Consider the following 25,751-nt stretch of genomic DNA (forward strand, 5'->3'; position numbering starts at 1 on the left):
CGGGCGTTACCATCCTTGGCGGCCCGGCCAATCCCGGACGCGAGGGTCTTGTCTGTTTTGCGCTTGATCATGTGCCTGCGGACAGCATCGTAAGCCGCCTGAACGCAGCCGGAATCCGCACGCACATCCGCAAAGCAGACCACTATTCAGGAAACATCCTGACGCCCCTCGGTCTTGAAGCCGCCGTGCGCGTATCTTTGTGTCACTATAATACGGCGGCTGAGGTGTCTGCGCTGCTCGCCGCGATGAAGGAAATTGCCGCCCCCTGATCTCTTCCGGGTACATGTCCGCAGCAAACAGCGCCTCTTGCCATTCCGGCTGACACGTCCAAGACTGATCGTATGACGTCTCCGCTTTCCGCTCTTATTGAGGCCCGCCGCGACGATCTGGTCGCGCTCACTCAGGATCTGATCCGAATTCCCACGCTCAACCCGCCGGGACAGGATTACCGGGCGATCTGTGAATACCTGGACCGCCGTCTGAGCGCGCGCGGTTTCAGAACCGAACTGATCCGCGCAACCGGCGCGCCCGGTGACAGCGACCGCTACCCGCGCTGGAATATCATCGCCCGCCACTCCGGCCCGCACAGGGGCGACTGCGTTCATTTCAACAGTCACACGGATGTCGTCGAAACGGGCAAAGGCTGGAGCTTTGATCCCTTCGCCGGCACAGTGAGCAATGGCAGGATCTACGGGCGCGGGGCCTGCGATATGAAAGGCGGCCTTGCTGCTTCCGTTATCGCCGCAGAGGCCTTTACGCAGACGCATCCGGATTACAGCGGCCACATTGAGATCTCAGGCACCGCAGATGAGGAATCCGGTGGCTATGGTGGTGTCGCTTATCTTGCGGAAAGGGGTTATTTCAGCCCGGACCGGGTGCAGCATGTGATCATCCCCGAGCCGCTGAACAAAGACCGTATCTGTCTGGGTCATCGCGGCGGCTGGTGGGCGCAGATCGAAACCAAAGGCGAGATTGCTCATGGCTCGATGCCTTTTCTGGGCGACTGTGCTGTCCGTCATATGGGGGCTGTGTTGTCCGCCTTCGAAGAGACGCTCTTTCCTGCTATGGCTTCGCGCCGGACCGATATGCCCGTGGTACCCGAGGGCGCGCGCCAGTCCACCATGAACATCAATTCGGTACACGGCGGCGCGCCTGAGCCGGAGCCCGGTTTCTCCGGCCTGCCCGCGCATTGCGTTCCCGACAGTTGCCGGATTGTGATCGATCGCCGCTTTCTGGCAGAGGAGCCGCTGGATCAGGTGCGCGCTGAGGTGACCGCCCTGCTGGAGGGGCTGAAGGAAACCCGCACTGATTTCGACTACACCCTGACCGAACTGAACGCGGTGCTGCCCAGCATGACGGACCGCTCCGCCCCTGTGGTACAGACGGTGGCCCGGGCGATCGAGGATATCATGGGTAAAAAGCCCGACTATGTTGCCTCTCCCGGCACCTACGACCAGAAACACATTGACCGTATAGGCAGGCTGAAAAACTGCATCGCCTATGGCCCCGGGATTCTGGAGCTTGCGCACAAACCGGATGAATACGTCGGCATCAGCGATATGCTCGACAGCGCAAAAGTCATGGGTCGCACGCTGGAAACTCTGCTGACCGGCGCCGGCTGACCGCGCCTCTGCGCAACACCTGCCTGGCGGTGCTCCGCCTGACCCGCCTGAACGGGCCCTGTGGACCGCCACAACCGCCGCTTTGCGAGACTTTCTGGGTAAATGCACTGTTCGGCCCGCGTGGCGCCGCAGGCAGCCACCGGGCATGACGGCACCTCACCGCTGCTGCCAGCCGGGCAGCAGGCGGACCGCAAAGGTGCAGACATGACGTCGTGTCCCTTGCGGCGGACGCAAAAGGGGCTCTTGAATGCCGCCATGTTTGTTGGGACACTTACCGCCGACAGGGTGCCGCAGCTCCGCGGCGCGACAGATTAAGGAACCGTTATGCAGTCCATCAAAAGCAGCCTTCTCGCCGTGGCGCTTGCCGTCACCGCCGCCAGCGCCACGGCGCAGACCGACATAACCGTGGCATTGCAACTGGAACCACCTCATCTCGACCCGACTTCGGCTGCGGCGGGTGCCATCGATTCCGTGCTCTACTCAAACGTATTCGAGGGGCTTACCCGGTTCATGGCCGACGGTTCAGTGGTTCCCGGTCTGGCAAAGTCCTGGGAAATCTCTGATGACGGCCTTCGTTATACCTTCACTTTGCAGGACGGTGTTCTCTTCCACGACGGCACAACCATGGACGCAGAAGACGTGATATTCACGCTTGACCGGATCCTCGCGGAAGACAGCGCGAATGCGCAAAAAGCGCTGTACGAGGCCATCAGCGCCGTCGACGTCATTGATCCGCTGACCCTGCGCGTCACCCTCTCTGAGCCCAACGGCAATCTGCTTTTCAATCTTGCCTGGGGAGATGCGGTGATCGTGGCCCCCGAAAGCATCGAAAACATCAAACAGATGCCGGTAGGCACCGGTGCCTTTAAGTTCGTGGAATGGGCGCAATCAGACCGGATTGAACTGGTGCGCAACGACGATTACTGGGGCACGCCGGCCGTGCTGGACTCTGCGACATTCAAATTTATTTCCGATCCTACCGCCGCTTTTGCCGCTGTTATGGCCGGAGACGTAGACTTCTTCTCCGCCTTTCCCGCCCCGGAAAATCTGCCACAGTTCGAAGCCGACCCGCGCTTTCAGGTGCTTGTCGGCTCTACCGAGGGTGAAACGATCCTGAGCATAAACAACAAAATGCCGCCCTTCGACAATCTTCTCGTTCGCCGGGCTGTGGCCCACGCCATTGACCGCCAGGCTATTATTGACGGCGCGATGTTCGGGTATGGCACGCCGATCGGTACCCATTTCGCGCCACACAATCCGGCCTATGTCGATCTGACGGGTAAGTCCGCCTACGATCCCGAAAAGGCGAAAAGCCTGCTGGCTGAAGCGGGCCTTGCGGACGGATTTGAAACGACGCTTTATCTGCCACCCCCCTCTTATGCCCGGCGCGGCGGCGAGATTATCGCCTCGCAACTCGCTGAGGTCGGCATCACGGCAAAGATTACCAACGTTGAGTGGGCGCAGTGGCTCGAATCAGTCTTCCGCGGCAAAGACTTCGGCCTGACCATCGTCAGCCACACCGAACCCATGGACATCGGCATCTATGCCAACCCGGATTACTACTTTCAGTACGACAACCCGGCGTTTCAGGACCTGATTGCGACACTGAACAGGACCACCGACCCTGAAATGCGCATCGAAATGATGGCAGAGGCACAGACGATCATCGCGGATGATTATGTTAACGGATACCTTTTCCAGCTTGCCAATACCTCGGTGGCCAAAGCCGGCCTCCGGGGTCTCTGGGCCAACGCGCCGACCCAGGCTACTGATCTGACAGCTGTAAGCTGGGCGGAATAATCATTGAGCGAGGCTTGCTCCGGTACAGTGTGCCGGGGCAGTCAGCCCTGGCATACACCTGAGACAGCCGGTCTCCCCCTCAGGGTCAGAGACTGCAGACCAGGCGAAATTCCGCAGGGTCTTCTGACCTGTTTGATCGCGGATGCGCAGCAGACGATGAATTTTGAGGCAGCGGCACAAAATTGAACAACCTGACCGAAGAACGAACATGCGCAACAGTCACGGGTATGTTACAAGCTGAAACCATCTTCACGTGTGAAGCCTGCGGCAAGGCAGGATCCACAGCGCATAAGGGAGCTTACCGTGACCGATCTTGAAGAACGTGCCATTCATCTTCAGTCTCTGCTTGAACAGACCCCGCATCGTGAACAACTGGTCCTTCAGCCAAGAATCGACCGGGTGATTGCTGCACTCAGATCGCAGGGCCTTGCGGTTCCGCCGCGCCTGCGGCAGCTGAACGAACGTCTGCGTGCGGACGCCTTTGACGATATGTTTGACAATATGCCGGTCTGAAGCCGGCCCCGGCGCTCAGGCGCGCCGTGGTGAGGCAAAAACGGACGGTGCTGTGCGCGGTTTCGCGGCGGTCGGGCCATGCCCCGGTGTTGCCGGGGCGACCGCCTGACCGGCGCGCAGAAACCGGCAGATCTGTTCGTGGGCGGCTTTGATCTCGTCCGTCCGCCCGCGCACAAGACAGACCGGTCGCGGGTTTGCGCGGACCCTGAGACAGAGGACGGCATCTGCTGTCTGCCCTTCAGGGCGGAACACATAGATACTTTTGATGTCCGATGTTGCGAAATGCCGCCGCACCCGGGCACGGCCCTGGTTGTTCAGCATGCAGGTCCAGACTTCACGCTTTTCCCGGTCAATCCCGAATTCGGGCAGATATCCGCGGGTCATCCATGCATATAGCCCAAGACCCGCAGCCACTGCCGAACCGGACAGCATCAGCGGTGCTGAAACCCCGAAGGCTGCCGGGAAAATCTGCGGCAAAAAGAGTTGCAGATAAGCGCAGATAAAGAGCAGGACAACCAGCCCGCCGGTCAGTGCTTCGGCATTTCGCCGCGACCGGGATTTTTCACGACGCTCCGACAGCACAAGGCGCTGCGGGGTTACGGCTGTCTCCAGCAGGACCATCCGCGTCTGCGAAGGGCTTCCGAATGTCAGTTTACTGCTCATGCCTTGCTCCGGGCTTTTTGTTTCTGTGCATGGCTATGCCCGCCCAAAATGGCATGGTGCAGACCCCGGCATGTGCAACCCAGGGTAACTTTGTGTCAGATTTTAATCATTTTGTCGGGTTTATGGTAAATCACCGGGCACAACTGGTGCCGGGCATAACGGTCGGGTAAGGCCCGGGAGGCGCAAAACCCGATGAATTCGCGGCCCTCAGTACGACAGCCATATATCGCAGTTCCAAGCTGTTCCGGAGTGGCGGAAATGCGTCCGGCGGAGCGGACAGGAAAAGCATCCGGGCCTGTGTCATCACCTGTTGTGACAGCCGTGCGTGCTTCAACCGGGCGGGCGCGCCAGTAAAACCTGCACGCGGTCTTTGATAACATCGCGCACCGGCCCGTTGCGCGGTGCATCGCGCAGGGTCGTAAACCAGTGCACCGGCGGATTTTTACCCCGCCGGTTGCCTTCAAAACGCAGCCCGCGCAGCACAGCTTCCGCCGCAGGGGGCAGCCGGTCGGGGATCGTGTGGCCGTTCAGCGTCGCCCAGACACCCGTCCAGAGACGGCCCACCGACCAGGGATTGTATCCGCCGCCGCCCAGCACCAGGAGACGGGGCGCCAGCCCCATCAGCGCCTCCAGCACCGCCCAGTGCGCGTTATTGCTAAGGCACAGATGCGCCAGCGGGTCTTCTTCCACCCCGTCGGCCCCGCACAGCAGCACAATGGCGTCAGGTCGGAACGCCGTCACCCGCGGCACGATCAGCGCGTCACGGATAAATGCCATTTCGCTGTCGTTCAGCCCGCGCGGCACCGGCATGTTAATCGCCGACCCGCCCGCGTCATCCTCCAGTGGACCGGTCCGCGGCCAGAGACGTTCTTCATGCACCGAGATCATCAGACATTCAGCGTCGCCGTGAAACCCAACCGCCACCCCGTCACAGTGATGCGCATCAATATCGACATACGCGATGCGACGCACCCCGCCCCGTCGCAGGCTCAGCATCGCCAGAACGGGATCGTTCAGATAACAAAAGCCATTGGCGCGATCAGGCATGCCGTGATGCGTACCGCCGGGAGGGTTATAGATAACACCCCCCTCGCGCAGCAACTCACCCGCGAGCAGCGAGCCGCCCGCCGCCGTCGCAGGGCGTCGGTAAATTTCCGGATAGACCGGGTTGGTGACCGATCCGATATCATGGCGCGCGGTATCAGTTCCGGTTGCCAGCTGTGTTGCCTCGACCCGCTGCAGCGCCGCGAGATAATCAGGAGTGTGCCAGACCTCCAGCGCTTTCGGCTTGGCCCGAGGGGCAGTGATGAACTGCGCAGATGGAAGCCAGCCCAGAGCGCGGCTGAGATCCATCACCGTGCTCACCCGCGGCACCCTCAGCGGATGCCAGCGACCATAGCTGGAGTGGCGGAAAATCTCGGCACCAATGAAAAGAGGGCGGTTCATACAGGCCAGCAGATAAACCATTCGCTCCGCCGAACAAGCCCTCTGGACCAGGCCCGGGGCAGGGCCTAACCTGCGCCGTGATGCTGCGGTATATTCTGAAACGTTCCGGCTCGCTCGTCCTCAGCCTCGCAGTTGCGTCGCTGATTATCTTTGCCGTGACAGAGATCGCGCCCGGCGATCCCGCCTCCTTTATGCTGGGGCTGAACGCACAGCCTGAAACGCTCGCTGCCCTGCGCACGGAACTCGGCCTCGATGTGCCCAAAATCCAGCGCTACTTTTCGTGGGTCGGCGGAATGCTGACGGGTGATTTCGGCACCTCTTACACCTACCGCACGCAGGTCTCCGAGATGGTTGCGGACCGGATCGCGGTCTCAATCCCCCTGGCGGTCTATGCGCTGACGCTTTCTGTGATCATCGCCATTCCGGCGGGGCTTTTCGCCGCGTCCCGGCGCGGTGGCGCAGGCGACACCGGCGTGATGGCCGCCACACAGCTGGGCGTCGCAGTGCCCAATTTCTGGTTTGCGATGATGCTGGTGCTGGTCTTTGCGATCCACTGGTCGTGGTTTCCCGCGGGCGGTTTTCCCGGCTGGGACAAGGGCTTTGGCACCGCACTGCGCGCCCTCACCCTGCCCGCCATCGCACTTGCGCTGCCCCAGGCCGCCATTCTGACCCGTGTGATGCGATCTGCCCTGCTGGATGTTCTGGGCGAAGATTTCATGCGCACCGCCCGCGCCAAAGGGCTCAGCCCGCGGCAGGCGCTCTGGCGGCACGGGCTGCGCAACGCCTTTATCCCGGTGCTGACAGTGATCGGCCTGCAATTCTCCTTCCTCTTTGCCGGGACCATCATCATTGAGCAGGTATTTTATCTGCCCGGTCTTGGCCGCCTCATTTTTCAGTCAATTTCGGCGCGCGACCTCATTGTGGTCGAAAGCGTGGTGATGCTGGTCGTTTTCGGTGTGATCATGATCAACTTTCTGGTGGATCTGGCCTATGCGGCCATCGATCCCCGACTGAGAACCCGCGCATGAACCGTCAGCTTGCCATCGGTCTCGGCCTGTCGGGGTTTTTCATTCTGCTCGCACTGGTCTCGCTTGTCTGGACACCTTTCGATCACACCAGTCTGGATATTCCGGGCAAGCTGCAGCTGCCCGGCAGCGCGCATCTTCTGGGCACGGACCATCTGGGGCGCGATATCCTGTCGATGGTCATGGTCGGTGCGCGCACCTCGGTCGCCGTGGCGCTGGTTGCACTGGTGATCGGGCTCAGCTTCGGCGTGCCGCTGGGTCTGGCCGCCGCTGCCCGGCGCGGCAGCTGGCTCGATCAGACGATCATGCGCGGCAATGACATCGTCTTTGCCTTTCCGCTGCTGGTGATGGCAATCCTGATCACAGCTGTCTTTGGCCCCTCGGCGGTTAATGCGATCATCGCTTTCGGTATCTTCAACATCCCCGTTTTTGCACGGGTGACGCGGGGGGCCGCCCTGCCGCTGTGGGAGCGCGAATTCATCATGGCCGCCCGGGTGGCCGGCAAGGGCCCTGCGCGGATCTCGCTGGAACATATCCTGCCCAATGTGACGAATATGCTGATCGTTCAGGGTACAATTCAGTTTGCGCTCGGCATCCAGGTCGAGGCGGCACTTTCGTTTGTCGGACTTGGCGTGCAGCCACCCACCCCGTCTCTGGGCCGCATGCTGGCTGATGCGCAGACCCTGGTGACCCTGGCACCGCATCTGGCCATCGTGCCGGGCCTGGCAATCATCCTGATCGTTCTGGGGCTTAACCTTGCAGGCGATGGGCTGCGCGACCAGCTCGACCCGCGGCTGAGGCGGCATCGGGTATGAGCCTTCTGGACATCAGCAACCTGTCGCTCAGCATCGGAGAAACGCCTGTCCTGCGCGATGTCTCCCTGCGGATAGGCAAAGGAGAAATCGTGGCACTGACCGGGGAAAGCGGCTCGGGAAAATCGCTGACAGCCTTTTCTGTGATGCGTCTGTTGCCGCAGGGCTCTGCGCTTTCGGGCGCCATCCGGCTTGGCGACACCGATCTGACAGCCATGGATGAACCGGGGCTCTGCGCTTTGCGCGGCAAAGACATCGGCATGGTGTTTCAGGAACCGATGACCGCGCTCAATCCGGTGCAGACAATCGGCGCCCAGGTCAGCGAACCCGTGAGGCTGCACGAAGGCACAACCCGCGCCGCCGCCCGCGCGCGCGCCGAAGACGTCCTGGCCCGCGTCGGCCTGCCACCCGACCGCTTCCCCCTGTCACGCTATCCGCATGAGCTTTCGGGCGGCCAGCGCCAGCGGGTTGTCATCGCCATGGCCATCGTGCTGCGCCCGCGTTTGCTGATTGCTGATGAGCCGACAACCGCGCTTGACGTGACCACCCAGGCACAGATCCTCGATCTGCTCACCGGGCTCACACGCGAGGATGGCATGGGTCTGATGATGATCACCCATGATCTGGCCGTGGTCGCCGGGATGGCCGACCGGATCGCGGTGATGCGCGAAGGCCGCATCGTCGAAGAAGCGCCGACGCGTGACCTGCTGACCGGCATGCAGCACCCCTATACCAAAGCGCTCTTTGCCGCCTCCGCGCACCGCGTGGCCCTGCCCCCTGCCCCGCCGCCCGAGCCGCTTCTTGTGGCGCAGAATGTCACGCGCAGCTACACCCTGCGCCGCACCCGGCTCTTTGCGAAACCGCGTGTGGTCGAGGCCGTGCGCGACGTGAGCTTTACGCTGAACCGCGGTGAACGGCTGGGGCTGGTGGGCGAAAGTGGCTGTGGCAAATCCACGCTTACGCGCGTCCTGCTGGGCCTTGACCCCGCGCAGGCCGGCCGGATCACTCTTAACGGCGCACCACTGCGCGCCGGCAGTGCCGAAGCGCCGGTGCAGAACCGCATGCAGGTGGTGTTTCAGGACCCCTTCGGCAGCTTCAACCCACGTCATACGGTCGGCCGTCTGATCAGTGAGCCTTTTCACGCTCTGCCCGATGCGCCAGGCGGGCAGGCCCGAGCGCAGGCCATCGCCGCAGCCTTGTCGGATGTCGGCCTCAGTCCTGATGACCAGCACCGCTATATTCACGAATTTTCCGGAGGTCAGCGCCAGCGGATTGCCATTGCCCGGGCGCTCATCACCCGCCCCGACCTGGTTATCTTTGACGAGGCGGTTTCCGCCCTTGATGTCTCCGTACGGGTGCGCATTCTGGACCTGCTGGCGGATCTCTGCCGCAGCTATGGTCTGACATGGCTTTTTATCTCGCATGACCTCAGCGTGGTCCGGTCCGTTACCGACCGGGTACTGGTTATGCAGGCAGGAAAAATTGTGGAAGAAGCGCCGACAGAGACCCTTTTTACCGCCCCCCGGCACCCCTATACCCGCAAACTGCTGGCCGCAGTGCCTACGCTTGATCTGCCTCTGCGCGAAAGCACGGAGCGGCATGTCTGACATCACACTGAAACCGATCAGCGCCCCGCGGGATTTCGACGACGTTCTCGATCTCGCAGAACGGGCCCGCGACTATGTTGTGCTGGAGGTCGGTCACCCTGCAGATGACGCCTATGTACGGGACTTTTTCGAGGCCTGCCCGCCCGGCCGAACATCCGACAGCCTGATCCATTTTGCGGTCATGCGCGGCCAGGAGATGGCCGGCATCGTCGGTATCGCGTCAGGCTATGAGCAACCGGACGACTGGTGGATTGGTCTGATGCTGCTCGATCCTGCCTACCGGGGGAGCGGGATCGGCCATACTGTGATAAAGCTGATCCGGCGACTTGCCCGCAACGAGAGGATCGCGATGCTTAAGCTCTCGGTGCTTGACGCCAATCCGCGTGGCGAAAGCTTCTGGCGGCGCGAGGGGTTTGTGACGCACCGCGTGGCCCCGGCCACGCCGGAGAGTGACGGGCACGACAGAGTTGTTCTGAGATATCAGATCAGGGAGGATGACTGAGATGCGACTGACGGGAAAAACGGCAATTGTGACAGGTGGCGCCTCGGGCTTCGGGGCCGGTATCGTGCGTAAATTCACCGCCGAGGGCTGCCGGGTAATGATCGCCGATATCAACGGTGCGGCGGCAAAAGATCTTGCTGATCAGATGGGAGATCACGCTGTGGCGCATGAGGTCGATGTGGCGGAGGGTGCTTCGGTCGACGGGATGGCCAGGGCGGCACACGCGCTTTGGGGTCACGTCGATATCCTCGTCAATAACGCGGGCGTCACCCACCTGCCAACTCCGATGGAAGACGTCAGCGAAGCGGATTTCGACCGCGTCACAGCTGTGAATATGAAATCAGTCTATCTGACCGCGCGCGCACTGGTCGGTGGCATGAAATCCGCCGGGAAAGGCGCCATTCTCAACATCGCTTCCACCGCGGGTCTCTCACCGCGCCCGAACCTGAACTGGTATAACGCCTCCAAGGGCTGGATGATCACCGCGACCAAAACCATGGCCGTCGAACTGGCACCCTCCGGCGTGCGCGTCAACGCGCTCTGCCCTGTGGCCGGCGAAACGCCGTTACTGAAATCTTTCCTTGGCGAGGACACACCCGAGATGCGCGCAAAGTTTCTCGCGACAATCCCGCTGGGGCGCTTTTCCACGCCGCAGGATATGGGAAATGCCGCCTGTTTTCTCTGCTCGGACGAGGCCTCGATGATCACCGGCACCGCCATGGAAGTCGACGGAGGCCGCTGCATATGAAGCCCGTCAACCTTGCCCGGAAACTGGCGCAGTTCTCCAGCCACTGGGATCCGCATGTGATCGCCGAATACAATGATAATGAAGTCATGGTCGTGCGCTTTCAGGGCGAATTTCCCTTTCATCTGCATGAGAACACAGATGATTTCTTTCTCGTCCTCGAAGGGGAAATGATCATGGATCTGGAAGACACGTCTCACCCCGTCGGGGCGGGCGAGCTTTTCATAGTGCCGCGTGGTGTGACCCACCGCCCCCGCGCAGAGGCCGAATGCAAAGTGCTGCTCATTGAGCCCAAAGGCGAGCCTAATACGGGCGATGCTGCCACCGCCGCGGCGAAACCGAGGATCTGATCCAGCGTGACTTTTCCGATTGAAAACGCACCGGCGCCCTGCCTTCCTCAAAGGAACCGCTTCGAATGATGCGCCCCGGACCCCGCAATCTGATTACCGATGTACCCGGTCTCCGGGTCGGCAACGCGCAGGATGACGCGCTGAAATCGGGCGTGACGGTACTCACGGCGGACGCGCCATTCACGGCCTCGGTGCATGTCATGGGCGGTGCGCCGGGCACGCGTGAAACCGATCTGCTGGCGCCCGATAAATCCGTGGCCGCGATTGATGCGCTGGTGCTCTCAGGTGGTTCAGCTTTTGGGCTTGATGCCTGCTCGGGTGTTGTCGCGGGGCTGCACGCCGCCGGACGCGGCTTTGTGGTGGGGTCTGCGCGGGTGCCGCTGGTGCCGGGTGCCATCCTCTTTGATCTGCTGAACGGCGGCGCTAAAAACTGGTCTGACAACCCCTATCCGGCCCTTGGGCGTGCCGCTCTGGAGGCCGCAGGCGAGGACTTCTGTACCGGTACGTCCGGAGCGGGCACCGGCGCACTTACCGCGATGCTCAAGGGCGGTCTGGGCTCTGCCTCACTGGTGCTGGACGACGGCCATACAGTGGGCGCGCTGGTCGCCGCAAATCCGCAGGGCGCTGTGACGACACCAGGCGAGCGTCACTTTTTCGCCGCCCCTTTTGAGATTGATGCGGAGTTCGGCGGGCTTGGCCCGGACCCTGCCACCGGCCTCGGGCGCGAGCTCAAAAGCCGCAAGGCGCAGGCATATACTGCAGGCGCAAGCACCACCATCGCCATTGTCGCCACCTCGGCGCGGCTGAACAAATCCGAGTGCCAGCGCATGGCCATCGCCGCGCATGACGGGATCGGGCGCGCCTGCGTGCCTGCACATTCTCCGATGGACGGAGATCTGGTTTTCGCCGTCTCACAGGGCGACGCGCCGGGCAATCTGCCGCTGATCGGACATGCGGCCTCGCTCTGCCTTGCACGCGCCATCGCGCGCGCAGTCTATGCCGCACGCGCCGCCCCGGGCGATCTGCTGCCCTGCTGGCAGGAGGTGAACGGCTAGCTGCGCTGGCTGGCCAGATCCACAATCTTGCGGTCGCGGCCAAAAGCGCGCAGCACGGTCGCCACGATCCCTTCGGCGTCAACACCGGCATCGCGGTACATTTCCGCCGGGCTCGCCTGATCAATGAAGCGATCCGGCAGACACAGCGTGCGCAGTTTGCACCCGTGATCCAGCAGGCCCTCGCCCGCCATCGCCTGCAGCACCATCGCACCAAATCCGCCCTGTGCACCCTGTTCCACGGTGATGACCGCTGCATGGGTCTGCGCAAGGCGCGCAATCAGCTCCATGTCCAGCGGCTTGGCAAAACGCGCATCGGCCACCGTGGCACTCAGCCCTTCGGCCTCCAGCATTGTGGCCGCAGCTTCGCAATCGCTCAGCACCGTGCCAAGCGACAGCAGCGCCACATCGCCGCGGCCCTCGCGGATCATCCGGCCCTTGCCGATCTCCAGAACCTCGCCACGGTCGGGCAGCGTGACACCGGTGCCATTGCCGCGCGGATACCGGAAAGCAACCGGGCCGCTGTCATGCGCGACCGCCGTGGCCACCATATGCATCAACTCTGCCTCATCGGCTGCTGCCATCACCGTCATGCCAGGCAGTGCGCCCAGATAGCCGATGTCGAAAGCACCGGCATGGGTCGCCCCGTCAGCGCCCACAAGACCCGCCCGGTCTATGGCAAAGCGCACCGGCAGCCCCTGAAGCGCTACATCATGCACCACCTGATCGTAACCGCGCTGTAAGAACGTCGAGTATATCGCGCAGAATGGTTTCAGCCCCGCCGCAGCCATTCCGGCGGCAAAGGTCACCCCGTGCTGCTCGGCAATGCCCACATCGAAAACCCGGCCCGGAAAGCGTTTGGCCATACGGTCCACGCCGGTACCCCCCGGCATCGCCGCGGTGATCGCCACAACTCGGGGGTCGCGCGCGGCTTCATCGGTCAGTGTATCGCCGAAAACGCCGGTGTAAGACGGCGCATTGGCGCGCGCCTTTGACTGCACCCCGGTGCCCACATCGAATTTGCTGACGCCGTGATATTTGTCGGCGGATCCCTCGGCAGGCGCATAGCCCTTGCCCTTGACTGTACAGCAGTGGATCAGCACCGGCCCGGTCGCCCGGGTTTTCGCGGCGCGCAGCACACTCAGCAGCTGGCCCATGTCGTGCCCGTCAATCGGACCGATATAGTCAAAGCCAAGCTCTTCAAAGAAAGTGCCACGGCTTTCCAGGCCGGTGACCATTTCCCGGGCGCGACGTGCACCTTCGCGCACGGGCTTCGGAGCCAGCTGTTCCATACCCTCGGCCATGGCGACAAGCCCGCCAAAGGGGCCTTTGCGGCTGAGATCCGAGAGCGAGGAGAGATAAGACGACATCGCGCCCACCGGCGGCGCGATGCTCATTTCATTGTCGTTCAGGATGACGAACATCCGCCGCCCTTCGGCGCCGGCGTTGTTGAGCGCCTCATAAGCCATGCCGGCGCTGATGGATCCGTCACCGATCACCGCCACCGCATCGCCCGTAGGCAAACCCATATCGCGGCCCACAGTGAAACCGAGGGCCGCCGAAATCGATGTGCTCGAATGTGCCGCGCCAAAGGGGTCGTATTCGCTCTCGCTGCGTTTGGTAAATCCGCTGATCCCGCCGCCCTGGCGCAGCGTGCCCATCCGGTCGCGCCGCCCGGTCAGGATCTTATGTGGATAGCACTGGTGGCCCACATCCCAGATCAGCTTGTCACGCGGCGTGTCAAATACAGCATGGATCGCCACGCTGAGTTCCACCACCCCCAGCGACGACCCCAGATGCCCGCCGGTCTGGCTGACAGCGCCGACGACCTCCTGGCGCAACTCATCTGCGAGCGTTCTGAGATCGGGGTCTGAAATGCCGCGCAGATCGGCGGGGCCGGCCACGCGGTCAAGCATGGGTGTCAGGGATCGGGTCATGGCGCACATCTCCTTTGCGGGACCTTCCGGGGGGCGTCTTGCCAGTGCCCGTATCCGGTGTCCGGAATGAAAAAGGGGTCGCACCGGCTGTTATACCGCTGCGACCCCGGGTTCCTGTAGCCAACAGGAAGGGAACCGGGGTGTTGAGACCCCGTGCCCGGATCAGGGAAGCCGATGATCCGTGCCTGGCGAAACGGGGGCGACCCTGTGGGGGCCGCCCTGCCGCTTATTCGTAAACCGGCGCCTCGCTGGTCGCGAGCTCGGGCCAGTCGGCGATCACGTTCATACCCTGAAGCGGGCGCTGATAGCCTTTGTGACAGGTTTTGCAGGCCGCTTTGGGCGCATCGCCATAGATCGGGCCAAGCCGGTCCTGGGGATACTCCGCTTCAAGCGGGATCAGATATTCCTGATTAAGTTCGATCACCATCTGACGTCCCAGCAAAGCCGTGGCCCACTGTGGTGTCACCTGACCCGGGTCATAGAAGGCGCGGCTGTTGTGACAGAACACGCAGTTCACCCCGAGGCTGTTGGAGAAATAGTTCATCAGTGAATAGGTCTGCTCGGTTTTCTGGATCGAGGCATTGTCGATGCCCGGAACCCCTTCTTCACGGCTCTCCAGAGCGTGTACATTCACCGGCTCATAGTCGGTCAGATACACTTCCAGCGCGTTGGAGGGCAGCGAGGTCGCCTGGCTTACGGATGTGGCGCGGTTCTGCACCGATGCCCACCCGCCTGCCGCCTCATTGACCGGGCTGATGTTGAACCAGATCTCAGAAGGCACGTTTTCGCCGCGGTGGCAGGAATAACAGTTCACACCGACCTCCCCGACCGCATTGACGTGACCGCCCCAGTTCTCGTTGATGTTCTGCGTCATCTGGATCATCCGGCGGGAGACGACCTTGGTATAAAGGTTATCCTCGCCGTAGGTCTCCGGATCACCGTCGCCATGGCAGTAAGCACATCCCTCGTCGGGTGATACCCACTGGGTCATGGCGGCCATGACCCGGTTGAAGTTGTCCTCTGTCAGATCGCCCAGCACCTGGACGTTCTGATAGATGTCTTTTGCCAGATCCTCTCCGCCTTCCGGGATATAAGGCTCTTCTGTGTAGTAGGCCTCTATCGTGGGGTCAGCATCGAGCCGGTCCATATTGAACTCCGGGACCGACATGCCGGTGCCGCGGGGGCCGGTCTGCAGACTGGCCGTTTGCGCCGGGTTACCCCATGTGACCACGATGGCAGCGGCAAAGACCGCCCCTCCGAGCACACCGATCAGGATCGCGGGACCAAAGACATTTGTCGGGTTGTCCTGGTTCCATTTGTTAAACCACTTGGGCAGCATGATCAGTTCTCCTTCCCGATAAAGGCTTCGTAAGAACCGTAGTCTGCGTAGCCATATGATCCGTCATACATCGGCGCGAAGTTGTGCTCCTGCGCCCAGATGAACCAGTTATCGACAACCGTGCCGGTCAGCAGGATCCCGATACCGCCCGTGATGGGGGTGAGAACTGCGAACCACCAGGCCCAGCGGTGGATACCTTCCATGGTTGCGTTAAAGCCCATGGTCCAGCGCCAGAAGAGAGCCGCACGTTCGGTCGCTGTTCCGCGGTCATAGATCTGTTCCAGCTCGCGGTCTCCGCCGTAACGGGTTACCGCCAGAATGGTTCCGCCATGCATACAGAAGAGCAGGACAGAGCCGTAAAGGAACACAATCGAAAGACAGTGGAACGGGTTGTAGTAGAGGTTGCCGTAGCGGATCGAGAACGCCGTGGTCCAGTCGAGGTGCGGGAAGATCCCGTAAGGCACCGCTTCCGACCAGGACCCCATCAGGACCGGGCGGAAGAGACCAAGCACCAGGAAGAGCCAGACCGCAGCCGCAAAACCCCAGAAGATATGTTTGCCCATCTTGTGCTGTTGCGCCAGCAGATAGGCCCGCAGCAGCCAGGTCATCACCGAGACCAGCAGAAAGAAGCTGGCGATGATGTACCAGCCGCCCTCATCGAGCGGTGGCATCGACAGACCGTACTCCGGAGAGGGTGGTTCAAGCGCCAGCCAGAAAAGCTGCCGGATGAACTGCGGGATCGAATAGCCGACCTGCGCCAGCATGTTGAACCCCACGATAAAGAACCAGGCCAGACCGGTGGCAAAGGCCACCATGGAGGTCCAGCCCCAGTAGTAGGGGCCGATCTGGCCGTTACCGATCAGACCGGCAAGGGTATTGAACCGCGGTCTGCCGACCCGCTCTTCCATCATGTTGTTGCCGGTGTCGTCCATGCCCATCTCGGGCGTGCCCTGCACCTGCACCTGGGTGAAGATATTCTGATATTCAGGAAACATCATGATCACATTCCTCCCACGGCTATGGGTTCACCCCAGATCGGCAGATCAAGCCACCAGTTCCACCACTCGGGCCAGCCCGCGGTCCAGACCGGACCGGAGATAATGATACAGACCGCCGAGAAGAACACCGCGTTGATCGCCAGCAGATAGCCAAGGCGGTGAATGCCCAGTGTGCCGATCGAATAGCCGATGAAATCCCGGAAGAACGTGTCTTCGTGATCGGGTGTCTTGGCTTCTTCACCCTTTTCAGGGTTGGCAGCTGACAGGATCAGACCACCATGCAGCGCCAGCGCCAGTGTGGTGGTGAAAAAGAGCGTCACCGCCAGCATATGCGCCGGGTTGTAATGAAAGTGCAGATAGGCGTAGCCGGTGTTGCTCACCCAGTCGAGATGGCTGAAGATCCCGTAGGGAAATCCGTGCCCCCAGGCGCCCATCAGCAGCGGGCGGAAGATCACCAGCGTCATATAGGCGAGGATCGCAAAGGCAAACCCGAACGGCACGTGATAGCCCATGCCGAGCTTGCGGCAGATTTCCACCTCGCGCAGCGCCCAGCTGATAAAAGCGCCCGTCGCACAGATTGTGATGATCTGCCACAGGCCCCCTTCGAGAAGCGGCGCCATGCCCAGACCGTAACTCAGGTCAGGCGGTGCGATATTGATAAGCCAGGGATTGAATGTCCCCTGCTGTGATGCGCCCCAGAATATAAGGATCGTGCCCAGAAGGGCAAAAAAGGCTGTCGTGACCCCGAAGAAGCCCACATAGAAAGGCCCCACCCAGAAGTCGAACAGATCGCCGCCGATCAGCGTCCCTCCGCGGACGCGATATTTTCTTTCGAAGCTGAGCAAAGCCATCTTCTGTTCTCCGCGTGTGTGCGGCGCGCCTTGGGTCATCGGGGACGCCCTGCACCGGGACCCCGCCTTCCCCTTGACGGGGGGACTGGGCTGGTCCGGCAGGACGGGCCGCTGTCAGGCGGAGGCCGTCGTGTTATTGCGTTATGTCCGTTGGTTCGCCGCGGGCGGGCGGCGCACATATTGACCGCCCGCAGCATTTCTTGGGTACTTCAGTACCGGTATGGTCAGTCCCTGGCCGGGTCTGTCCATTTACTGAGCGGATTGCGCCGCCAGTTCGAACCAGTTGAAGTGATCTGTGCTCAGCAGGACGAGGTGAATCATCGCTGCCAGCAGGAAAAGGAAGACACCCTGTGCGACAAACACACGACGGGGATCGAAAATGAGCCAGATCTTGTAGAACTTTGCCATATCCATTTCCTTCAGAACCACGGACGCCAGATGAACGTTGCCAGATGAGCGACAACGGCCACAGCTGAAAACAGCCAGAGCCCGCTCATGTAGACAGCGTGCAATTCTTGCGCCTGCTCGTCAGTTAGACCTGTGAAAGACAGGTTTGTATTATCAGCCATAAATATTCCTCCGGAACGTTATGCTGACGCCGCGCACCCCGCGGCCGGGTCCTTTGGGGACGGATCCCCTCGGGGTCTCCAAAGCCCTGTTACCAGGCCTTCGGTCCTTGCTCCCGGCAGGCGCACACACACCAGGAATTCGGGTCACGCACGGGGCCTTGCCAGCCCTGATGTGCGTGAGGTCGTTCATATTCAGTAAGCCGAAAAGATCATCGGCGTGATGATCCGGGCCTGTGTCCAGGCGCGGGCCATCGGACCTTTGCTGGTAAAGCTGCGCGATCTGATCGCCTGCATCGCCCAGGTGAGCGTCGCCAGCGGCAGGGTCGCCACAAAGATGATCGCGAAATAGACCGTGAATTCCACACTGTTTTTGCGTCGGACAGTTTCCCGCGCGGGGGCCGTCCGGGCCGGGCTGGTGTCCATCATGTCAGATGTCATATCGCTCATTTCTGATCCTCCAGATCAAGTCCGGCCAACGCCGGATCCAGACTGCGCACGGTGCCCAGCACCACACGTTCGTCACCTGCAGCAAGTGCTGCTTTTTCCGCCGCGTCCCGCAGGGATCGCGCGGCTGAAATTCGTGTCAGGATGGGATGCGTCTCTACGATGCGGTCCAGCATCGCCTGGGCATCCGCGTCCCAGGGGAAATCGCGCCGCAGAGGCGTCAGCGTGGCATCGGTCGCATCCATCTCCGTGCCCAGAGGCAGGATATGGAAAAGCGCGTCAAAGAGCCCGTTGCAGATTTCCTGAACAAGGTAAGTGGCCCCGGCATAGCCCATAAAAGGCGTGCCCGTGTGCCGCCGGATCGCAGCCCCCGGGAAACTGGCCGGTATAAACGCGGGGCTCGGCCCGTGCCCGCCTTTGAGCTCGGCCATGTACATCTTTTCGTTGATCGACCCCATCACAATCAGCGGCCGCGTCGAGCCCATCAGGGCGCGCACCTCGTCGTTATTGGTCTTTTTGCCCGCCACCCGGGCGACGGCAAAAGCACATGGCAGACCCATGTCGTCCTCAAGAAACATCCGGATGCCACGCGCATAGGTCTCACCTGCCACAATCGCAAAGCTCGCCGTGGCAAAGAAATCCTGCGTGACCGACCGCCACAGATCCCAGACGGGTTTTATGGTCGAGTGTTTCTCGCGGGTGATAAAGGGTTCGGGGTCGAGGCCCGTGAGGTTCCCCAGTGCGCGCAGGAACTTCGTGGTACTCTCGACCCCTATCGGGGCTTGCAGATACGGCTTGGCAAGAAGCTCGCACAACCCGCGCCCGAACTCGCGGTACATGCAGATGTTCACATCCGCATTTACCAGATCTCTCATTTCGGCCACATGAGCACCCAGAGGCATCACCATGTTGACCTCGCAGCCGATCCCTTCGACCAGTCTGCGGATCTCGGCCAGATCGGATGGCATGTTAAACGTGCCGTACATCGGACCGAGGATATTCACGCGGGGACGCGCACCTTCCCCGCGTTTCTTCTCGGGCGGCATCCGACCCTTGGTCATACCGAACTCGGTAAAGATCCAGGTCATCGCCCGATCCGCCGCTTCCCACTGATCCTCATCAATGGTGCGCGGCAGGAATCTCTGAATATTGGTGCCTTGCGGTGTGACCCCGCCGCCGATCATTTCGGCAATGGATCCGGTCACAACAACCGCCGGCAGCGCGGGATCAAGTGTTTCCCAGGCGCGTTTCATGCTCTCTTCGGTGCCCGCGCCCATCTCGCCTTCACCAAGACCCGTTACCACAATCGGCAACTCATGCGGCGGCAGTGCATCGGTATAATGCAGCACGGATGTCACCGGCAGGTTCTCACAGCCCACCGGGCCATCGATGACCACCTGTAATCCCTTGACGGCACAGAAAGCGTAAACCGCCCCCCAGTATCCGCCCGCGCGATCATGATCGGTCACCAGCATCAGCAGAGGCCCTTCGTGATCGTCCGGACGGAAATACTCCGGGAACGTGCAAAGGGTACCGGCACAGCTCCTGTCAGACATAACACCTGAGTGCGCACGCAGGTTTCCGGCGAAACCCTCTGCCGCGCACCTGGCGCAGAATATGTATTTTGCGCCATCACTAAATCATCTGTGCGGCTTTTGCCGCCCTTGCAATTTTGTCGAGCTTCTTCTGATGCTGCGCGCGGAAATCGGGCCGCAGATTGGGCGCGCCTTCCCAGACACCGGCCGTATCATCGTGACCGACGCCTTCAAAGAACGCCTTCATTTTGCCCATACGGTCTTTGTTGCCGATTGCGGCATTGATGACCTGCGCCAGCGATCCCGCACCCGCGACACCCATCAGCGGGCGCGCAGAAATCAGGTTCGTGAAATAGAGGCCCGGAATACCAAGCTCCTTGGCCTTCTGCACCACCGGTGTTGTCCCGATCGCGAGATCCGGCTTCACCGCTTCCATCGCGGCACAGTCATCTTCCAGCGACGCGCGGTATTTTACCGTCACGCCCTTCGCTTCGAGCCAGGCAGCATCATCCGCAGACCAGGGCGATTTTGCACAGGCCGTGCCGACATAAGGCACCTTAGCACCGCTCTCGATCAGCAATCGCGCCACCAGCAGCTCGGACCCTTCATAACCTGAAAGCGTAATCGTGCCGTTGATGGGGTTCGCCGCCAGCGCACCGGTGATGGCGTGCATCACATCGTTCTGAGCCGTGGCGATCTGGTCCTCACTGATGCCAAAGGTGTCACCGATGGCTCGCAGCCAGTCGATGGTCCCGTCCAGCCCGACGGGCGCGGACCCTACAACGGGGCGCCCTGCCGCCTTAAACTCGCGTACAGTATCGGTATAAAACGGATGGATCGCCGCCACGACGGAACAGTCAAGTGCCGCATAAAGCTCGCGCCATTCACGGCAAGGCAGCACCGGCCCCGCCGCCAGCCCCATGGGGCTGAGCATCTGACCGATCATCATCGGATCCGCCGGGAACATCTCGCCCAGCAAGGCCACCGTCGGACGATCTGTCCGTGATCCTACAGGCCGCGCAACCGGGCCCGCCTCGGCCTCAGCACGGGCGTATTTCAGCATTGCACCAGCCAGCACATCCTTGGCCTCGGCATGGGTGGGAACACCGAACCCGGGCACATCAATACCCACGATGCGCACGCCGTTGATCTCTTCGGGCAACAGCCGCAGCGGCACACCGCTTGCCGTCGGCACACACAGGTTCGTCACCACAATCGCATCATAGCGATCCGGGTCTGCCAGCTCATGCACAGACTCGCGGATGTCTTCGAACAGCTTACCCGTCACCAGAGTTTCGGAATTGAACGGCACGTATCCGACCGACCGGCGCGCCCCGTAGAAATGCGACACAAACGTCAGACCATAGACACAGCAGGCCGACCCGCTCAGAACCGTAGCCACGCGCTTCATCCGAAGTCCCACGCGCAAAGAGCCAAAGGCCGGGCACATCGACTGTGGCTTGTCGTGCGGACCCACAGGGTAATCGGCCCGGAATTTATCCAGAAGTTCCGACTGCCCCGCCGCCCGCGCGGCCTCTTCCATGTCGGCACCGGAATGGCAGCCCATGGCATCTGCAGGCGCGCCGGCAGGCGCACCTTCACCGGCCACACGTGACACATCGCCATGCGGGTGACCCCTGATCACCTCCACGTCGGCGGCATCGTCATATGTGACTTCTGATTTCATTCGCTCACGGCCTCGCGCCGGGTACCAAAAGTGCGCAGCCGTTCCAGCAACTGCCGGGACGCTTCCACAGCGTTCAGCGATGCATGACAGGCCTCACGCGATGTGCGTTCGGTCGAGGCACTCTGACGGATCGCGGTATAGGACTGATACAGATGCTCAGGCTTCGTCATAGACCACCTCCAGCGATGGCTTCGGCGCCGCATTCTTGCCGCGCATGTCCACGTCTGTTGCGGGCACAAGAACATAGTCACCACCGGTCTCGGAGGCATCGAAAAGCCCCAGCAGTCCATCCTGATCAAGCGGCACCGGGCGCACAGGCGGTGCGACAGCGACGTTCTCGCCAAGCTCTGCAAAAAGTGCGCCCCACTGCGACTGCGCGGTGCCGACAATCTGATAGTTGGCGGATTTCTTGCGCAGGTCGTCATCCTGCGGGATGCTTGCGAGAACCGGAATATCGACAGCTTCGGCAAAAGCCGCAGCCTCGCCGGTACCGTCATCTTTGTTGATCACCAGGCCTGCGACACCGACATTGCCGCCAAGCTTGCGGAAATATTCCACCGCCGAGCACACGTTGTTGGCCACATAAAGCGACTGCAGATCGTTGGAGGCGACAAGAATAACCTTCTGCGCCATATCGCGCGCAATCGGCAGACCAAAGCCGCCGCAGACCACGTCGCCCAGGAAGTCGAGCAGAACGTAATCGAAATCCCAGTCGTGAAACCCGAGCTTCTCCAGGAGCTCGAACCCGTGAATGATGCCACGTCCGCCACAGCCGCGACCGACTTCCGGGCCGCCAAGCTCCATCGCGAATACGCCGCCGCGTTTGAAACACACGTCACCGATCTGCACTTCTTCACCGGCAAGCTTCTTGCGGGTCGAGGTCTCGATGATTGTCGGGCAGGCCTTGCCACCAAACAAAAGCGATGTTGTATCGGATTTCGGATCGCACCCGATGAGCAGCACGCGCTTGCCCTGCTCGGCCATCATATGGCTGAGGTTGGCCAGCGTGAAGGATTTGCCGATCCCGCCTTTGCCATAGATCGCGATAATCTGGGTTTTGGAAGTGGGCGCGCCCTGGGGCACTTCAAGGGTCGGCTCGTCTTTCGCTTCGTCGCGCAGACGCTTGTCAAAATCCTTGAGGTTCGGGACTTCGTCCTTCATGCCGCATCCTTCCAGTTGAGTATCATCTTGAGACAGTCAGGATCGGTGAATGCCTGTTGGTACGCCGCAGGCGCATCGGCCGCGTCGCTGGTATGTGTGATAAGCCCGTCAAGGCTCAGCGATCCGCCTTCGACCAGCGCGCGTGTCGCGGCCAGGTCGTCGCGGGTCCACTCTGCCGCGACCCGGAACCGCGCCTCTTTCATGAAAGCGGGCGGAAAGGCAAAGCTGATCGGCTGGGAGTAAAACCCGGCGAGCACGATCTCTCCGCCCCGCCCCATGCAGGCGACAAGATCGTTCAGAACGTCGACACTACCCGAAGCATCATAGACCGACATGTAATCGCGGCGCTCGTCTTCGCGCGGATCGATCACCTGATACCCGGTGGCACCGGTGCGCCGGCCGGGATCGGTTTCCCAGACGGTGGGCGCCGGTGCACCCGCGGCCATGGTCAGCCGCGCAAGCAGCCGGCCCAGCACGCCGTGACCCACGATGAGATCCGGCACAGATTTGTTCAGACCGGCCATTGCGTGGCGGGCGGTCGCCGCCAGAGCGAGCAACGCACCGCTTTCACCAAACCCTGGATCGATTCGTGTCACCCGGTCCGCCGCCGTGACCACGCGGGAAGCTGCCCCCCCGAAAAGGCCAAAGGCACCATCATAGCAGTTTGCCCCCGGCACAAAGACGCGGTCGCCCGTGCGGTAGCCTGTGGCAGGGGCCGCTGCGACAACTTCGCCAACGGCTTCATAGCCCGGCACCAGCGGATAACCCATGCCCGGAAAGGGCGGCATCTGTCCGGTCCAGAACAGTTTTTCGGTGCCGGTGGAAATTCCTGAGTGAGTGATGTCGACAACCAGGTCCCCCTCGCCCGGCGCAGTCAGCGTCAGACGGCCGACATCCAGATCGCGGGGACCTTTCAGGAGTACGGCGGTGGTTTCCAAGTGTCTTATCCTCCGGCTGTTCCACGGACTTTGATCGATGTCAAAGACTCACCGGACAGCATACTGTTGTTCTGTCAGTTTAAACTTACATACCAATGTGTCAATCAAATTGGACAGTCATTCGGTTACACATTCCCCGGGACAGCCGGTCTGACGGCCGTCAGGGTTCGCGTGACATAGCTGCGCGCGGGTGTCGCACTGCGGATGTCTGTGAAACCGGCTGCTTTACACAGTGCTGCGATTTCCTCTGCCGACCGCGTTCGCCCGGTTTGCATCGCCATCGTGTAGAAAGCGAAATAGACATCCCCCGCCCGGTCGGGCTGCCGGCCACCGCCCATCGGCTCTGAGATGATGAGGCGCCCGCCGTCCGGCAGAGCATCAAAAACCGCACGCAGCAGATGCGCGACGGTGTCATCCGTATGATCGTACAGAACCCGGATGAGCGAAATCGCATCCGCGCCCCGCGGCAACGGATCATCGCGGAAAGAACCAGGGCAGAGGGTCACGCGCCCGGACATGCCCGCCTGCGCAAACCGCGCGGTGGCCGCCGGCGTCACCTGCGGCAGATCGAAAAGCGTCATGGAAAGGTCAGGGTATGCGCCGCCCGCAGCTTCGAGAAAGGCGCCTGTTCCGCCGCCGATATCCTGCAGATGTTCCACGTCTCTGAGCGACACAGCACGCAGGGTATCTTCGGCCACCAGTCGCTGGCTTTGCGCCATGAGATCGGAATAGGTCGCGGCGACCTCCGGGGCGATCTCCCCGCGCGCACCGAAGACATACGGCCAGAATTCGGACAGCCTGGTGCGCTCCGGCCCGCGCAGCAGCGCAACAGGGTCCGCAAGATCCGCGTAAAAGGCGCGGTGGTGACGGATCATCGCATCGAGCCCCGGCACGCCCATCAGCGCCGCTCCTTTACGCGCCAGAGCAAAACGCCCGTCACGCCGGCGTTTCATCAGCCCCAGCGCCGCCGCTGCCTGCAGCAGGATCTGCATCCGGTCCGCCGGCACATCTGCAGCACGCGCGAGGTCTTCAGCGCTTTGCGGCCCACCACGCAGACGCGGCAGCAGATCAAGTTCCACCAGCGCCATCAGCACCTGGCTCTGAACGAACCCCTGCACCAGATCAAAAAGAACAGCGCCATCCCGCCGCGCCTGGCCACGGGTCAGCGGAAAGCGGCTCGCCCAGCTCTGGAAGCCGGGACGCGCGATCAGCCGGTTCAGCCAGCCGCCCCGCCAGGCCGGCGACGGCGGCGCGCTGAGATCAGACATGGCGGGTGGGTGTGGCGGCAGCCGTTACTGTCGGCGCAACCGGCGTCAGACGCTCGGCATACATGCGCACCATTTCCGCCAGCTGTGCTTCGCCGGCGCAGGAGGGGATAGAGGCAATCGCCCCGCCCAGAATATCACGCAGACGCGAAATCGCGCCCTGCACGCCAAGCTGCGCCACAGCGTTCGGCCGTCCGTGCAGATCATCCTGACCCGCAGGTTTGCCCAGCGTTTCAGCATCATAAAGTGCGTCGCGCAGATCGTCCGCGACCTGGAAGGCCTCACCGATCCGGGCACCAAGCTCAAACCAGGGTTCGGCCTCCTGACCGGCGGCGATCGCGCCCATCTGTGTGGCGGCAATAAAGAGCGCGCCGGTTTTCGCCTGGTGATAGGCGGACAGATCAATCTCGGTTTCGCTTTCCCAGCCCTGGCCCGCACAGATACCGCCCGGCATGCCGGTGCGCTGTGCCAGGGTCATGATAAGTTGCGCCACCCGGTCGGGCGCATGCGCGGACTGCCGCGCGAGAATTTCAAATGCCAGCACGATCAGGCTGTCACCCGTGAGCACGGCAAGCGGCTCGGAATAGGCTTTGTGCACCGATGGTTTCCCGCGCCGCAGATCGGCATCGTCAAAGCAGGGCAGATCATCATGCACGAGGCTGGCGCAGTGGATAAGCTCAAGCGCTGCCGCCGCCGCGTCAGAAATCATCGGGCGGTCATCGCCGCAGGCCATCGCCACCGACATCAGGATCGTCGGGCGGATCCGCGCACCGCCCGGTGCCGTTGCATACCCCAGCGCAGAGGCGAGTTTTGGCGGGACTGAACCGCGTCCCTGGCCGAGTGCAACTGATTGCGCGATGCACGCTTCGATCCGCGTATTCAGACCCATA

General features: G+C 61.8%; 27 protein-coding genes. 11 read left to right on the forward strand and 16 right to left on the reverse strand.

What is annotated here, in order from left to right:
• From Q0M35_RS04280 to Q0M35_RS04295, 4 genes are all read left to right on the forward strand, one after another.
• The coding region (locus Q0M35_RS04280; RefSeq protein WP_295312985.1) for an aminotransferase class V-fold PLP-dependent enzyme at nucleotides 1-269 on the forward strand (269 nt) is incomplete at its 5' end.
• A 72-nt stretch (nucleotides 270-341) separates the two neighbouring features.
• Nucleotides 342-1,622: an acetylornithine deacetylase/succinyl-diaminopimelate desuccinylase family protein gene (locus tag Q0M35_RS04285; RefSeq protein WP_295312986.1), complete on the forward strand. Its 1,281-nt coding sequence runs from the start codon at nucleotides 342-344 to the stop codon at nucleotides 1,620-1,622.
• A 324-nt stretch (nucleotides 1,623-1,946) separates the two neighbouring features.
• The gene (locus tag Q0M35_RS04290) at nucleotides 1,947-3,422 is read left to right on the forward strand and encodes an ABC transporter substrate-binding protein (protein ID WP_295312987.1); all 1,476 of its coding nucleotides are present in this window, start codon (nucleotides 1,947-1,949) and stop codon (nucleotides 3,420-3,422) included.
• A gap of 303 nt (nucleotides 3,423-3,725) precedes the next feature.
• The gene (locus Q0M35_RS04295) at nucleotides 3,726-3,935 is read left to right on the forward strand and encodes a hypothetical protein (protein WP_295312988.1); all 210 of its coding nucleotides are present in this window, start codon (nucleotides 3,726-3,728) and stop codon (nucleotides 3,933-3,935) included.
• Nucleotides 3,936-3,950: 15 nt separating this feature from the next.
• Here Q0M35_RS04295 and Q0M35_RS04300 read toward each other — a convergent pair whose 3' ends face one another.
• Nucleotides 3,951-4,598: a hypothetical protein gene (locus Q0M35_RS04300; RefSeq protein WP_295312989.1), complete on the reverse strand. Its 648-nt coding sequence runs from the start codon at nucleotides 4,596-4,598 to the stop codon at nucleotides 3,951-3,953.
• A gap of 330 nt (nucleotides 4,599-4,928) precedes the next feature.
• Entirely contained in the window at nucleotides 4,929-6,065 is a 1,137-nt protein-coding gene (locus tag Q0M35_RS04305; protein ID WP_295312990.1) for an acetoin utilization protein AcuC, read from the reverse strand.
• A gap of 59 nt (nucleotides 6,066-6,124) precedes the next feature.
• Here Q0M35_RS04305 and Q0M35_RS04310 point away from each other — a divergent pair, with 59 nt between their 5' ends.
• From Q0M35_RS04310 to Q0M35_RS04340, 7 genes are all read left to right on the forward strand, one after another.
• Nucleotides 6,125-7,072, forward strand: a complete 948-nt coding sequence (locus Q0M35_RS04310; RefSeq protein WP_295312991.1) for an ABC transporter permease — start codon at nucleotides 6,125-6,127, stop codon at nucleotides 7,070-7,072.
• Nucleotides 7,069-7,884 carry an ABC transporter permease gene (locus tag Q0M35_RS04315; RefSeq protein ID WP_295312992.1) on the forward strand — a complete coding sequence of 272 codons (816 nt, stop codon included), beginning with the start codon at nucleotides 7,069-7,071 and terminating at the stop codon, nucleotides 7,882-7,884. Before Q0M35_RS04310 ends, Q0M35_RS04315 begins: the two co-directional genes overlap by 4 nt.
• Nucleotides 7,881-9,488 (forward strand): dipeptide ABC transporter ATP-binding protein, encoded by a 1,608-nt coding sequence (locus Q0M35_RS04320; RefSeq protein ID WP_295312993.1) that lies wholly within the window; start codon nucleotides 7,881-7,883, stop codon nucleotides 9,486-9,488. The genes Q0M35_RS04315 and Q0M35_RS04320 overlap by 4 nt, the downstream gene beginning before the upstream one ends.
• A complete protein-coding gene (locus Q0M35_RS04325; protein WP_295312994.1) occupies nucleotides 9,481-9,990 on the forward strand; it encodes a GNAT family N-acetyltransferase in 510 nt (169 codons plus the stop codon). The genes Q0M35_RS04320 and Q0M35_RS04325 overlap by 8 nt, the downstream gene beginning before the upstream one ends.
• Nucleotide 9,991: 1 nt before the next feature.
• A complete protein-coding gene (locus Q0M35_RS04330; protein ID WP_295312995.1) occupies nucleotides 9,992-10,738 on the forward strand; it encodes an SDR family oxidoreductase in 747 nt (248 codons plus the stop codon).
• Nucleotides 10,735-11,085, forward strand: a complete 351-nt coding sequence (locus Q0M35_RS04335) for a cupin domain-containing protein (protein ID WP_295312996.1) — start codon at nucleotides 10,735-10,737, stop codon at nucleotides 11,083-11,085. Before Q0M35_RS04330 ends, Q0M35_RS04335 begins: the two co-directional genes overlap by 4 nt.
• 68 nt (nucleotides 11,086-11,153) lie before the next feature.
• Nucleotides 11,154-12,140, forward strand: a complete 987-nt coding sequence (locus tag Q0M35_RS04340; RefSeq protein WP_295313015.1) for a P1 family peptidase — start codon at nucleotides 11,154-11,156, stop codon at nucleotides 12,138-12,140.
• Here the strand turns inward: Q0M35_RS04340 and dxs are convergent.
• The 14 genes from dxs to Q0M35_RS04410 form a co-directional block, all read right to left on the reverse strand.
• Nucleotides 12,137-14,074 (reverse strand): 1-deoxy-D-xylulose-5-phosphate synthase, encoded by a 1,938-nt coding sequence (gene dxs / locus Q0M35_RS04345; RefSeq protein WP_295312997.1) that lies wholly within the window; start codon nucleotides 14,072-14,074, stop codon nucleotides 12,137-12,139. The two genes, Q0M35_RS04340 and dxs, sit on opposite strands and share 4 nt — an antisense overlap.
• Nucleotides 14,075-14,300: 226 nt before the next feature.
• On the reverse strand, nucleotides 14,301-15,413 hold the full coding sequence (pufC, locus tag Q0M35_RS04350; RefSeq protein WP_295312998.1) for a photosynthetic reaction center cytochrome PufC: 1,113 nt from the start codon (nucleotides 15,411-15,413) through the stop codon (nucleotides 14,301-14,303).
• A gap of 2 nt (nucleotides 15,414-15,415) precedes the next feature.
• Nucleotides 15,416-16,411, reverse strand: a complete 996-nt coding sequence (gene pufM / locus Q0M35_RS04355; RefSeq protein ID WP_295312999.1) for a photosynthetic reaction center subunit M — start codon at nucleotides 16,409-16,411, stop codon at nucleotides 15,416-15,418.
• 2 nt (nucleotides 16,412-16,413) lie between these two features.
• Nucleotides 16,414-17,262, reverse strand: a complete 849-nt coding sequence (gene pufL / locus Q0M35_RS04360) for a photosynthetic reaction center subunit L (protein WP_169642528.1) — start codon at nucleotides 17,260-17,262, stop codon at nucleotides 16,414-16,416.
• 249 nt (nucleotides 17,263-17,511) lie between these two features.
• Nucleotides 17,512-17,670 carry a light-harvesting antenna LH1, alpha subunit gene (pufA, locus tag Q0M35_RS04365; protein ID WP_159975336.1) on the reverse strand — a complete coding sequence of 53 codons (159 nt, stop codon included), beginning with the start codon at nucleotides 17,668-17,670 and terminating at the stop codon, nucleotides 17,512-17,514.
• 11 nt (nucleotides 17,671-17,681) lie between these two features.
• On the reverse strand, nucleotides 17,682-17,831 hold the full coding sequence (gene pufB / locus Q0M35_RS04370; protein ID WP_169642527.1) for a light-harvesting antenna LH1, beta subunit: 150 nt from the start codon (nucleotides 17,829-17,831) through the stop codon (nucleotides 17,682-17,684).
• 192 nt (nucleotides 17,832-18,023) lie between these two features.
• Complete coding sequence (gene pufQ / locus Q0M35_RS04375; protein WP_295313000.1) at nucleotides 18,024-18,278, reverse strand: cytochrome PufQ; 255 nt, start codon at nucleotides 18,276-18,278, stop codon at nucleotides 18,024-18,026.
• Nucleotides 18,275-19,750, reverse strand: coding sequence for a chlorophyllide a reductase subunit Z (gene bchZ / locus Q0M35_RS04380; protein ID WP_295313016.1), 1,476 nt, complete (start codon nucleotides 19,748-19,750; stop codon nucleotides 18,275-18,277). Before bchZ ends, pufQ begins: the two co-directional genes overlap by 4 nt.
• A 160-nt stretch (nucleotides 19,751-19,910) precedes the next feature.
• A complete protein-coding gene (bchY, locus tag Q0M35_RS04385; protein WP_295313001.1) occupies nucleotides 19,911-21,497 on the reverse strand; it encodes a chlorophyllide a reductase subunit Y in 1,587 nt (528 codons plus the stop codon).
• Nucleotides 21,494-21,667: a hypothetical protein gene (locus Q0M35_RS04390; RefSeq protein ID WP_295313002.1), complete on the reverse strand. Its 174-nt coding sequence runs from the start codon at nucleotides 21,665-21,667 to the stop codon at nucleotides 21,494-21,496. The genes bchY and Q0M35_RS04390 overlap by 4 nt, the downstream gene beginning before the upstream one ends.
• Nucleotides 21,654-22,658: a chlorophyllide a reductase iron protein subunit X gene (locus tag Q0M35_RS04395; RefSeq protein ID WP_295313003.1), complete on the reverse strand. Its 1,005-nt coding sequence runs from the start codon at nucleotides 22,656-22,658 to the stop codon at nucleotides 21,654-21,656. The genes Q0M35_RS04390 and Q0M35_RS04395 overlap by 14 nt, the downstream gene beginning before the upstream one ends.
• A complete protein-coding gene (bchC, locus tag Q0M35_RS04400; RefSeq protein WP_295313004.1) occupies nucleotides 22,655-23,596 on the reverse strand; it encodes a chlorophyll synthesis pathway protein BchC in 942 nt (313 codons plus the stop codon). The genes Q0M35_RS04395 and bchC overlap by 4 nt, the downstream gene beginning before the upstream one ends.
• A gap of 125 nt (nucleotides 23,597-23,721) precedes the next feature.
• Nucleotides 23,722-24,864, reverse strand: coding sequence for a methyltransferase (locus Q0M35_RS04405; protein ID WP_295313005.1), 1,143 nt, complete (start codon nucleotides 24,862-24,864; stop codon nucleotides 23,722-23,724).
• On the reverse strand, nucleotides 24,857-25,750 hold the full coding sequence (locus tag Q0M35_RS04410; protein WP_295313006.1) for a polyprenyl synthetase family protein: 894 nt from the start codon (nucleotides 25,748-25,750) through the stop codon (nucleotides 24,857-24,859). The genes Q0M35_RS04405 and Q0M35_RS04410 overlap by 8 nt, the downstream gene beginning before the upstream one ends.
• Nucleotide 25,751 lies beyond the last annotated feature (1 nt).

The organism is Roseobacter sp. (assembly GCF_024639605.1).
In the GTDB taxonomy this organism is placed as follows: domain Bacteria; phylum Pseudomonadota; class Alphaproteobacteria; order Rhodobacterales; family Rhodobacteraceae; genus Roseobacter.